Origin of the sequence: Dapis brunnea BLCC-M229 (assembly GCF_050015995.1) — a bacterium.
Taxonomy (GTDB): domain Bacteria; phylum Cyanobacteriota; class Cyanobacteriia; order Cyanobacteriales; family Microcoleaceae; genus Trichodesmium.
On the sequence record NZ_JBNHEP010000083.1, the window covers coordinates 1 to 12226 of the forward strand.

The window sequence follows — 12226 nt, forward strand, 5'->3', positions numbered from 1 at the left end:
TGGTATCTAGGAAATTTCAATCTCTTGAAGTACTACCGCTTTTAGATTTTAGTCACTACGCATCTCTCTTAATACTTATTTTACAAACAGTCTCTTAAAGAGAAGTAATGCTAAGGTATGGGTTTTTATTGATACTTTTAATTATCCCTCAATCTCTGAAGACTAATTCCCCCGATCGAGACAGTGATTTAATCAGTAATTGCTGATAGCTGACTCTTGTGATTCTTTCTACATTTTGCCATCCTAAATTTATCCAAATATAATTAGTATTTGACTTGTCAATAATCAGCAAATTTTCAATATTATTATTTGATTTTTTTTGCATAGTTCCACATATTAAGTTAAAACTTGTTTGACAATTTTGGGGTATTCAGTTAATTTATCCATTCTTTACTTTATTCTTGTGTAGTTTTATTCTTTGACAACTAGGTAACTCATAATTAAACTCTGTTAAGAAGCTCAACTTCCCGATCTATTTTCAGCTTTTTCTTTATCTTTATTTCTTGCATCCTTAGTATATCTTTCAATAAGAGTATTGAATACACTATCAGCACTCAAAACATAGATATTCTCATTATCTTTGTCATTATCATTAGTAGCAGAGGATTTCTCATTGTTAGAATCTTTGATCGAGCCTTTTATTACGTCAAGGTAGTTTCTGATTTCTTCAGGATTTCCATTTTTGAATTTATCGACTAAAGCCTGAACTAGAACCATATTGTTCTGATTGTTTGATAAATCTCTTTCACTTTTTTGTTTCTCATTCAGTCGTTCTATATCAAATTTTTCCATCAATTTATTTAGCTTATCTACTAATTTGCTAATAACACTCAAATGAGTTTCTGCCTCTTCGCGAATTTGCTTATACCCAATTTTATAAACCATATTTGTAACTAACTCTTTGCTAGATGAAGCTGGATACAAAGCTAGAATAAATGAGTTATTTAATTTTGATATTTTAAGATTTATCTCGTCTGCTATACTTCCAAGTGATTGGAGCAAAATCTCATCTTCTTCAGCATTTTTACCTACTTTAGATTCTATTTCTCTAATTTTTTTGAAATAGTTTTCTAGAGAAATTAATTCCCTATCTTGATTAATTTCATCTTTTTTCTTTTCTTTTGTTAGTCGCCTAAAGGAAGCATCCCCCAAAAAAGACAATGGTAATCTAACTGCCAACTCCTGTTCTATATAATCTATTGATATTGAACGAGGTTGACGAATTTTATCTAACTCTTCCATACTTCCTTTCACTGTTAAAAATTGAGTAGTTTTTCCTTTTATTTGTTCTATTTGAGTTAGGATACGCTCCGTGTATTCTTCGTTTTTAAAAAAGTAGTTGTAGTTATTTATCTTGATGTTTTCTTGGGATTTTATTCCTGTTTGACTTCCATAATAATTATATATAATCTTTTTATTTCCTGAAAGAATACCTCGATCTTGACCTAAGTAGTCACCTCTATCAACATTTATTGTTATTTCCTTTTTGACTTGATCTATGTCTTTCTGTAGGTACTCTATTTTATTAGCAAGTCTCTTTACTTCTCTTACATACTCTTGAACATCCGGTGAAGAATTAGATTCAAGTTCTTTTTCAAATATATTTTTAACTTCTTGAGCTTCTCTAGCAAAATCAGGGTCTCTTTCAATTTTTTCTTCTACAGTTTCAGCAATTACTTCTAAAGTTTGATTTGGTGGGTCTTCATCATTAGTTGTTTCTAACTGATTCAATACTGGCTGTGTTCTGCTGTCTTCTTCAAGTTTTTTTTTCATTATTTGCCAGAAAGAATCTAGTCTTTCCCATGCTATTTCGCCTATTCCTTCGCTGACTTTTTCAAGACTTTTACTAGCTATCATTGCTGCTAACATTATACTAATAGGTTCCATAACTAAGTACCCCATTTTATGTTTATAATTTGTTTAAATATAATAATCTACCCTATCAAATCAGTAGAGTATCAATTTTTCAATCTGGAAAAAAACGACTGATAGAACAACAAAAATTTGGTAATAAAAGAGAAGTTATTTCATCCCCATCCAATAGAGTCGCCACTAAAATTAATCTGGCATTTTCTCACCGATAAACTTCCACTTGTTTAGTGAGACGATTAACTATCCAATACTCTCTTACTCCCTCCACTGAATATAATTTTAATTTTGCTTCTTTATCTCGACACTCATTATTTTTGCCAGGAGATCATACCTCTATTACTAACTCAGGAGCATCTGTGAGATGACCCGCTTCACCTTCAATTTGAGATAGTCTTTCTTTGCTTACCCAAACCACATCTGGGCAAACATTATCTGACTCAGAAAAAATAATGCCAGGAGCAATAATAGTTTCACCTAAATTATTAGATTCTGACCAAATATCAAGTTGCCAAAAAATTTTCCCACAAATTTGTTGGTGTCGGCGGTGGGGTGCTTTGGTCACGAATAATTCTCAATCAATAATTTCATATATATTTAATTCATTTTGAGGTAATACATCTAAATCGTAAATATTCCAACGTATTTTTTCTACTGTTTGATTCATAATAATTAAGGAAGAAGGAGTAAGGAAGAAGAAAGAAGGAATGTTATAAAATAAGCGCAGATTGCTATCTTGGATAATTGATTATTTTTAGTGGGACTTAAACATTTGGAAAGCCAGAAAATAGGCTCAAATTTAGATAAGCAAAGATTTTTACATCAATAAAGATATCAACTCTAAATAAGCATCGGTTCTAGCCATATAAGCATCGGTTTTAGCCATTTTTAAGGCATCGACATAGTTCCATTATCTAGACTGACTTTGACACATTTTTCCTACCAGAAAATATCTAAGTATCACTACTTCCTTTTTCCTTTAATTTTTGACTTTTTTTTCCGAGTCTTTGATTTGTTCTTTTTATTTTTTGCTCGCTGTTGAACTACTTCTGGTGGGGGACCATAGTCTCCATCACTAAAGTATACTCGCTCTACTATATTTTCCGGTTCTACTTCAATCCACAAACGGGCACCTCCAGCTTGACTATTATTAGGTTGATGAGGTTGATAAATGATTTGGCAAGGTCCATGAATTTTCAGAGCGTGGCAATAATCCTTTTTATCTCCTACCTTGACAGCAACTGCTGGATGAGAAGTTCCATTATCTCGGTTGTAATCTATAGTCTTTCGTAGAACATGAACAAAAGTATTAGCTGTACGCCTATTTTTATTCCAAGAGCCTTCAGGACCACGGCGACCTGGTGTAATTTCTGGCATTCCCCGTTTGTTTAATGGAATCATCCAATGTCTACCATCTTTGTAAGCGTCTCGAACACGGCCTTCATTAAGTAGTGTTCGTAATCTACCTGTAGAAATATTGAGTAGAAATGCTGCTTGTGTTGTAGTTGCTTCTTCTACAGTCATAACTATAACGTCTGGGTTTTTAGATTTTAGAATATTAACTCTGCTAGTATTAGTATTAATAAGTACATTTAATTCTCCCCTACTCCCCTACTCCCCTACTCCCCTCCTTCTCACAGCATATTTTTGTTTAATTTCTTTCACCCGCGCCACTAACTCCCCACCTTTTTGGGGGTTGACCATCGCTACAAAATTAGCAAAACCATCTATTGCAGATATCACATCATCACCATTACCCCACCTCTTCCCTTGGGGTCCGTCTTTTTCTATCTGATATAAAGTTGCCCGAAACTTCTTCAACTCTTTCCGAGAAATAGTGGGAAATTCATTCACCACTACACCAGTAACCTCAAGTTGACTAGACTTGCGCCGAATAATTCTTGTCTTTTCTTCATTCACAGTAAACCCTTCATGGCTGACAATAGACTCAGTACGTCGAAAAATATTGCAAATATGTCGGAGACTATCTCCCGAACCAGAAAAAGTCAGGTCATCAGCATAACGAGTATAAACAAAACCAAGTTCCCCTGCCATTTCACTCAGACGTTTATCCAAACGACGACACATTATATTAGTAATTGCCGGACTAGCAGGAGAACCTTGAGGTAAGTGGCGTTCGCTCTGAGCTACATAATAAGTTTGTCCATCTAATTCTACTTCTGCTACATCAGGTTCGGTGCATAGGAGGGCAAAAATAGTAGAAGTAGCTTCAGAATAACCGAATGAAAAAAATAACCCTTTGACTCGCTTATAAGAAATAGAAGGGAAAAAGTTTTTCAGGTCAAAATTAATAATTACATCCGCAGCGACATGAGGTTCGGCATTAGTAAGAATAGAATGTCCGGCGCGAAAACCATGTGCTGCTTCATGGAGGGGAATATTACAGAGAATATTGTCAAGTATCCAAGTTTGAACATTTTTCAGACGTGGCATCGGAGCAGATATTTGTCTTTCTCCCCCTATTTTTTTAGGAATTTTGAATCGAATGTAGTGAGAAACTGTAGAAGTAGGGCGGGAAAATGCTAGAAACCGAAGTTCTCCGACAGTAATATTCATAGCAGTAGCTATATCTTGGGCAGTGTTGAGGATAGGGAGGTTGTAACTTTCGAGACGAGAGATATTCCCATCAATATTATTAAGTCCCCCAGATACACCTTCCCCTAGATAAATAATGTTATTTTCTTTTTGTTCTTGCCATGCTTCGGCGCGTTCTTGTCTTTCTCGTTCTCGACGTTCTTTAGTTTCCTGTTGTTTGCGACGGGACTCAGCTAATCTTTGTTTGTAGACTTCTTGACGCAGTTTCTTTTGACTGAAAAGGTGGGCATTTTCTTGGCGAAGTTTTCGGAGTTGTTTTTCTAGCTCCCCACGACGCTGAATTTCATCAGCGGGGTCTTGGGGGATTTCTTCACCTTCGGGCCAAAAGCCATAGCGAATCATTTCTGCCAAGATAAATTCTTCGCGGCCTATTTCGCGAATACGAGCATATAGTTCTTTGCGGGAGCGTGGGCGATCGGTCATTTCAGTTATCAGTTATCAGTTATCAGTACCTCTAGTAATAGGAGGCAAGAAAATCCCAAATTTCCTTTTTTATACCTTTGAAAAGGGAGGTTATTGATTTTATTTATTTGGTCATTTTAACTTAAAAGTTAAAAGTCAAAAATTCTTTATAGAAATTAGTATTTAGCTATTATACCAAATCTGGTTATTATAGACTGATTATGGAGTGAGGCAATAATTCATTAATTGATAATTACCTCTGTTTAAAACCTTACGGGAATTGAATATAAGGAAATATCCTAGCACTTTTTTCCCCTTTGAAAGAAGAAGCTTTAAAGGGTTAATTATTTAATTAATAATTATTAATTATTCGGTAAGGCTCAATAAGCAATAGAGATAATTTACGATCGACTTTTATCAACTAGTCTTGGTATCAGTAATCATCTTTTTTTAAGTCAAAATTTATTTACTAAAAAGCCTCAGAGAGTAGAAAAAAGCTATATGTATAATTTGGAAATTTTTACTATTTTAATGCACCCAGTTATATCAAGCCTCATTAATTAGTCATAATAAAAATTTTCTTGTTTTTCAATAGAGTATATTTTTATTTTGTATCAGTAATCATCTTTTTTTTAAGTCAAAATTTATTTACTAAAAAGCCTCAGAGAGTAGAAAAAATCTATATGTATAATTTGGAAATTTTTACTATTTTAATGCACCCAGTTATATCAAGTCTCATTAATTAGTCATAATAAAAATTTTCTTGTCTTTCAATAGAGTATATTTTCCTCTGGTGAAATGCTCTGCAAATAAATTTTATTCATGCTGCCTACTTCTTTTTCCCAAAAGTTTTTATTATAGGTATTCAAAGAGACATCATATTAAATATTTCATTGACTGAAATGATATTAGCCTAGTCTAAACATCAATAAAATTTCTAAATCAAAAAATTCGGATATTAAGAAAAATAAATCCAGGAGGTTTCTCAAATTCCTTGCTCCTTTCTTCCTGCTTATGAAAAATTCAGATATTAAGAGACTGTTTGTAAAGGAAATATAAAAAGGATATAGGGAACAGGGAACAGGGAACAGGGAATAGGGAATAGGTATGGAGGGAGGAAGAAATCAAGACAACTATTTGTAAGTTAAAAATCTGGGAATATATGTACCTTTAAACCTCTGGTATCTAGGAAATTTCAATCTCTTGAAGTACTACCGCTTTTAGATTTTAGTCATTATTTGCTCTGTTAAGACTTATTTTACAAACAGTCTCTAATATGGATTAATTATAATAGTTGTTTAATTTTACTTCTTCCTTCTAGATTGCTTGATTTCAAAGCCAAAAAATTAATATCTTAACAGGATTAACAAAGTCAGAAGTCAGAAGTCAGATAGGGGAGCCGTCGGATTTGCGACGTACAGAAGTTATTTTTATAACGGGGATTTGAACAAGGCTCGAAAAATATTTCGTCTTAAAAGGCGGGGTTTTAGACCCATATTATTTTGATAAATCCTGGAGGTTTCCCAAATTCCTTATTCCTTTCTTCCTGCTTCTGAAAAATTCAGATATTAATATGGATGAATTACAGGTGATGATGCATGCTAATGGTAGAGAGAGTGTGATATACAATCTGGGTAATTAGTTATCGCATTGCGCTCGGATGCAAAATTGAGAAGTGAGAATTGAGAATGAACGAAAGGATTTGAATAGCATAAATTTTGAAACTAGTATGTAATAGAAAAATTGATTAGAGGAAGTAATGAATAAGATTACTGTATCACCGGATTTTATATGAGAAATGTGGGGAGTATGAGAAGAAATTAAAAAATACACTATTACTATTTAGGACAACCAAATTATAATCCTTGTTAAATTTTACTTCTTCCTTCTTGCTTGCTCAATTTCCCAGCCAAAAAATTGAGATCTTAACACGAATTAATCCTAGAAATTTCCCCAAATTCCTTGTTAATTCTTGCTTGCTTAATTTCCCAGCCAAAAAATTAAGATCTTAAAAATCATAAATGATAATACTTACTCAAGTTAACTTTTTACTTTTTTCTTTTTCCCTCTCAACCTCTTCCTTCTTCAAATTAATCCTACTTTTTTAAGAGCTTTTTCTGCTGCACGTTTTTCAGCTTCTTGTTTACGATTCCCTTTACCAACTCCATATAATTTTCCCCTAACTCTAACTTCAGCAGTGAATACTTTAGCATGGTCTGGACCTTCCCCATCATTAGATTCATATTTAGGATTTTCTCTAAATTTTGCCAATGCCCACTGTTGAAATTTACCCTTAGTATCTACTAAATCATTTGGTGGTGAATTCTCCTCAGAATCAGGAAAAATTATATCATCTGCAACAGGTCTAAATAACTTTTTGATAAAGGCACGTAGTGGGGTAATTCCTGAGTCAAGAAAATAGCCTCCAATTATTGCTTCAAAAGTATCACTAAGTAAAGCTGGATTTTGCCGACCACCATCTTTTTCTGCACCTTTACCTAAGCGCATTTTTTCACCAATTCCTAATTGAAGTGCAAATTTTGCTAATTGTTTTTCATCTACTAAAAGTGACCGGAGGCGAGTCAGTTCTTTGGGTTTTAAATCATGTTCTTCTTTATATCTTCTATATAGTAATTCTCCTACTAAGAAACCTAGTACGGCATCCCCGAGAAATTCGAGACTTTCGTTGTCTTCTTCATCCCCAGAATTTTCGTTTAAATAGGAGCGGTGGGTTAGAGCTTGTGTCAAAAGTTCTGGATTTTTAAATTCGGGTATTTTATCTATCATCTGCCAATCTTAAATTTATTGATGTTTATCTATATTAATCCTTCTTGTTTCAATTTAGCTAGTGCATTTTCAGCAGCCTGTTTTTCTGCATCTTTTTTACTTCTACCTTTACCTTCACCATACATTCTAGTTGATGGTCTGAACCACCACATTTGTCAGTTTTATATCTAGGCACATCTGTAGATTTTCCTTTTTTCTGTACCCACTCTTGAAAATAATTTTTGGGATTATAATTTTCTATTTTAGAATTATAGTTTTCTCTTTTAATTTCCTGATTTTCTGCCTCTAAATCAAGAGGATTTTCCAGAGCATTAGTAAACATTTGCTCTAGAAAATTGCGAACTGCTTCAACTCCCGAATCAATATAATAAGCTCCAATCACCGATGTAAAAATTTGACTAAGTAATAAATTATTTTCATATCCTTGTTTTGCCTCCTCTACCTTGCCAAGTAATATATATTCTCCGAGGTTTAAATCTCTGGCAAATTTGGCTAACTGTCGATCTTTTCCCAAAATCAAATGTAAGTTTTCTATTTCATCTTTACTTTTGTTTTGATAATGATGATAAAGGTACTCTGCACTCAAAAATGATAGCAATTTATAACCGATAAATTCTAAACGGTCAGAATATTCATTCACTTCTTTTGCTTTGTTCAAATTTTCTTGGAGATATGTAGAGTGAATCAAAGCATCTTGTAAAAGAGAAACATCTCGAAATGGTATTTTTTCCAGTATTGTTTCTAACCTATCTCTAATACTTTTCTCTTTTTCAGGGGAAATATTCTGGGGAACTTCATGGCGGAATTGTTCTTGATAAAGAAGTCTGGAAACTACTTGTTTTTCCTTTACTAATTCTTGTATTTACTGGAATCATAGTCTCTTTCAAGTTGATTTACAAATTTCCCAAAATTAAATCGTAAATACTAATTATGCTAGTTGCATAATTTTGGTTTGTACTTGAAATAATTCTGGTAATTTTTACTCTACAAAATAATATTGGTTAGCAACACTAAGTAATTTTTGATTGGCATTCTTTGAATTAGCCAAAATGAATACTTTTTTACCTTAAGCTTTCCATTTACAAACAAGATTTTTATAGTCTCCACCTCCAGTAATTAAAATTAGGATGTCAGCAGATACAGTCGAAGAAAGTTCTTTTTCACAGTCAGCTATTAATTTTTTATCCACACTCTGTTTTTCTGTTGTAGGAATCTCAATACAGTCAAAACCTAGTTCATATAAACGTTATTCATAACTTTAATTTTCCTCTATATACTCTTTGGTTTAATAAACTACCGTGTAAGTTGGCAAAATTTTGACAATATAGGGCAAAATAAGAATTGAAATTAACAATATAATGAGACTAATGATTTGATCATTTTTTTACACCTAAAGTTTATTTAGGTTTAAGCTGAAATCTTATTATTTCGTACCGAAATAGTTAAATTACGGTAGATAAGGTTACAGCTTACACTTAAAAATAAGTTAGCACTATAGTTAAGTGAATGTCAACAAATAGTAAATTTTTGTTCTTTGAGATGATTAGGACAAGAATTGTAATAATTCCTGTTTTTCATTGTTTGTTTATCCTGGTTTGTCGTTACTATCTAGTAGAGAAAGAATTTTGAAAATTATAGTTCAGTAGAACCTAAATTCGTAAGTATTTCCTCAGATCAGAGTTTCAACTAAATTTACGAATCAGCTCTTAGTCTTTTCAACTACCTACTTACCAAATCGTTACCTTTGCTAGATATTAATTACAAACCAGGATAGACAAATAAGGATACACATCTACCACGGATGAGACAGCAGCCAACAAATAGCTATAGATACTAATGGTCTATACTATCTTGATTAAGACCATAGCAAAGAGATAAAATTTTTGTCAATGGTTCTCAGATTGATTTTTTTTGGACTAACCTCATTATCTATTAAAATTTAGCCTAAAATTAACTGACTAATAATTTTACTCAGTAAGTGAGAAGCGATCGCTCATCAATATTTAATAGACTTGTCGCTTTATAACTTCAAAAAATCCTCAAAACCGTTAATCTGTAAAAATTATAGAAATTAATAGTATAAAACAGTTGTAATTCTTCCTATTCCTAAGTTTGAGCTATTTTTTGCATTTATTTAGCGACAATTATAACAATCAAATTAACTAGCTATAGAGCATAAAGAATTAGATTTTTGCCCCTTGCTAAATCCTGAATACCAAAAGTTTTTTCACAAGAAAATTTTGACAAAATTTTCAGAAAATATCCTGTTGAAATTCAGCCTCAAATTAACTGGATAATAATTTTAATCACTAAATTAAGAAGCAATGGATCATCAAGATTGAATAATCAAATTAACTAGCTATCGGTTATCAAAAATTAGATACTTACCAATACTTAATAGCTGAATGCTGAGCACTTTTTAATCAAGAAATTTTTGACAAAATTTTTATAAAATCTCCCACTATTAAATCCCTATAAACTCCCGTTAATATAGGTACATGGACAAAAATGCACTTACTTTTTAAGCAACCTTCATCAAGATACTTTAAAACCGAATAATATAAATCCTCACAGACAAATTTTCCAGCATCATTACTAATCTCAGTTACATCTAAACCGACCACTAACTTTGACAAATCAATAGAAGTTTTAATCACCTCTGCTCCAGAATTTGCTTGAGATTCTATTGTAAGAGTTTCCCGTTTTTCTGCCATCCCACAACAGACAATTATATCAGGCTGAAATTTTTTGATTTGAGAAATCACAATTTCTGGAGCAACTTCTGAATCAACAGGCAACTTTCTGATAAAACTTAGAGAATAATCACTTAATTCTTGAACAGATATCGCAGCCAGTAAGTCATCAGAAGAATTAAATTTATGTTCGGGTTTCCAAATATCAAACGATGTGAGTAAAAATTTTATTTTCATTCTTCAAATTCACACCAAATAAAAAAATATAAATCCTTTAAATCATACTAATATCATGTCCGGATGAACAATTATAAATAATTAGGGAAAACTCAGAACTCTGAACTCTGAACTTAGGAGGGAGAAGAGAAAGAAAAAATAAGGTATTATGAGGAAAAAGTTTTTGATCGCTAATTAAGCGAACATAATATAATTTTTTGACTATAATATAGTAATTCCCATCTCTAAGTTAGGTAAAAATTCGTTTGTTTTAGGGAGTAGGCAGTAGAGACTAGGGAATAAAAAATAAGAAAAACAACTGTACCTCAGTAACTTGAGAAATGCTATCGTAAAACTACCAAACACAAAACAAGGAAAATAAATTAATGCCAACTATTGCAGTCATAGATTACGATATGGGTAACTTGCACTCCGTTTGTAAAAGCTTAGAAAAAGCAGGAGCAACCCCCAAAATCACAGATTCTCCAATAGAAATAGAACAAGCTGATGCAGTTATTTTACCCGGAGTAGGGTCTTTCGATCCAGCAGTACAACATTTAAGAACACGCAACTTAGAAACACCTATTAAACAAATTATTGCTTTCGGCAAACCATTTTTAGGTATATGTTTAGGCTTACAAATATTATTTGAAAGTAGCGAAGAAGGTCAAGAAGCAGGTTTAGGAATACTTGCTGGAAAAGTACGTCAGTTTAAATCTGAACCCAATCTGACAATTCCACAAATGGGTTGGAATCAACTAAAATTTACTCAACCAAAACATTTATTGTGGAATGAAATAGGTTCTCAACCCTGGGTATATTTTGTTCATTCTTATTATGTTGATCCCACAGACTCTCAAGTTACAGCAGCAACGGTAACCCACGGTAATCAAACTGTCACCGCAGCAGTAGGAAAAGATAATTTAATAGCAGTGCAATTTCACCCAGAAAAATCTTCCACTATTGGGCTACAAATTTTGTCAAATTTTGTTAGTAAAGTGACCCCTGAAAATTGAGCTTTAACTAACTAAATAACTATTAACTTATCAACTAAAAGCCATTTAGATTTTATCTTTTTTTGCTTGTTTCTTGTTTTCTTTTTCAAATCTATCCTTCTCCTTTTATCCTATTATTTATATTGAGCAAATAATTAAGGTTGAAAGCCTCTCCTTGAAAGGAGAAAAAAGAAAAAAATGTTTTTAGCAAATCCTCTTCTTTTTAAGGAGAAGTAATTATTAATTGTTGAAAGATTTTTGAGTTATAAACCTGATTTATGGCACAAAAGGTGATTATAGACTGTTTATAAACCAAATATTAAGACGACTAGAATGCTTTATATTAGTGGGTTAAAGTAGACAATTTTCTCAGTCAACAAAAGGATATCTTTCTGCCTAATACCAATTTTATAAACTTAGGCTACACTGCTTATCTCCTGGCAGATTATATGATTTCATTCTTGAGATATAATGTGTAGCCATACTGGAGGAAATTGCTATAACCTACCTTAAACAAGGATTTAACCCTCCTTTAACAAATAGTCTCTTCAAGGGAAAAAATACCAGGGTATGGCACAAAGAATTGTACCAATTATAGCGCTACGCATTAAGGTTAGGACATTTATAAATCCTCAAATCCTTTGATAG

Annotated in this window: 8 protein-coding genes and 2 pseudogenes; 1 reads left to right on the forward strand and 9 read right to left on the reverse strand. The window is 32.5% G+C overall.

Features of this window, described 5'->3' with window-relative positions:
- Positions 1–148: 148 nt before the first annotated feature.
- The 9 genes and pseudogenes from ACP6PM_RS09335 to ACP6PM_RS09375 all read right to left on the reverse strand — a co-directional run bounded on the left by ACP6PM_RS09335 (position 149) and on the right by ACP6PM_RS09375 (position 10604).
- Positions 149–325, reverse strand: coding sequence for an element excision factor XisI family protein (locus ACP6PM_RS09335; protein WP_426583935.1), 177 nt, complete (start codon positions 323–325; stop codon positions 149–151).
- A 134-nt stretch (positions 326–459) separates the two neighbouring features.
- The gene (locus ACP6PM_RS09340; RefSeq protein WP_426583937.1) at positions 460–1887 is read right to left on the reverse strand and encodes a hypothetical protein; all 1428 of its coding nucleotides are present in this window, start codon (positions 1885–1887) and stop codon (positions 460–462) included.
- 187 nt (positions 1888–2074) lie between these two features.
- A pseudogene (locus ACP6PM_RS09345) lies at positions 2075–2434 on the reverse strand (Uma2 family endonuclease).
- 398 nt (positions 2435–2832) lie between these two features.
- Positions 2833–3393, reverse strand: a complete 561-nt coding sequence (locus tag ACP6PM_RS09350) for a MerR family transcriptional regulator (protein ID WP_426583939.1) — start codon at positions 3391–3393, stop codon at positions 2833–2835.
- An 87-nt stretch (positions 3394–3480) separates the two neighbouring features.
- Positions 3481–4908 carry a reverse transcriptase family protein gene (locus ACP6PM_RS09355; protein WP_426583941.1) on the reverse strand — a complete coding sequence of 476 codons (1428 nt, stop codon included), beginning with the start codon at positions 4906–4908 and terminating at the stop codon, positions 3481–3483.
- Positions 4909–6972: 2064 nt separating this feature from the next.
- Entirely contained in the window at positions 6973–7674 is a 702-nt protein-coding gene (gene rnc, locus ACP6PM_RS09360) for a ribonuclease III (protein WP_426583943.1), read from the reverse strand.
- A 29-nt stretch (positions 7675–7703) separates the two neighbouring features.
- On the reverse strand, positions 7704–7826 hold the full coding sequence (locus tag ACP6PM_RS09365; protein WP_426583945.1) for a putative dsRNA-binding protein: 123 nt from the start codon (positions 7824–7826) through the stop codon (positions 7704–7706).
- Positions 7827–7996: 170 nt separating this feature from the next.
- Positions 7997–8536, reverse strand: a pseudogene (locus ACP6PM_RS09370) (ribonuclease III domain-containing protein); the annotation flags it as partial.
- A 1561-nt stretch (positions 8537–10097) separates the two neighbouring features.
- Positions 10098–10604, reverse strand: coding sequence for a pyroglutamyl-peptidase I family protein (locus ACP6PM_RS09375; RefSeq protein ID WP_426583947.1), 507 nt, complete (start codon positions 10602–10604; stop codon positions 10098–10100).
- A gap of 365 nt (positions 10605–10969) precedes the next feature.
- Here ACP6PM_RS09375 and hisH point away from each other — a divergent pair, with 365 nt between their 5' ends.
- On the forward strand, positions 10970–11599 hold the full coding sequence (gene hisH / locus ACP6PM_RS09380) for an imidazole glycerol phosphate synthase subunit HisH (RefSeq protein ID WP_426583948.1): 630 nt from the start codon (positions 10970–10972) through the stop codon (positions 11597–11599).
- Positions 11600–12226 lie beyond the last annotated feature (627 nt).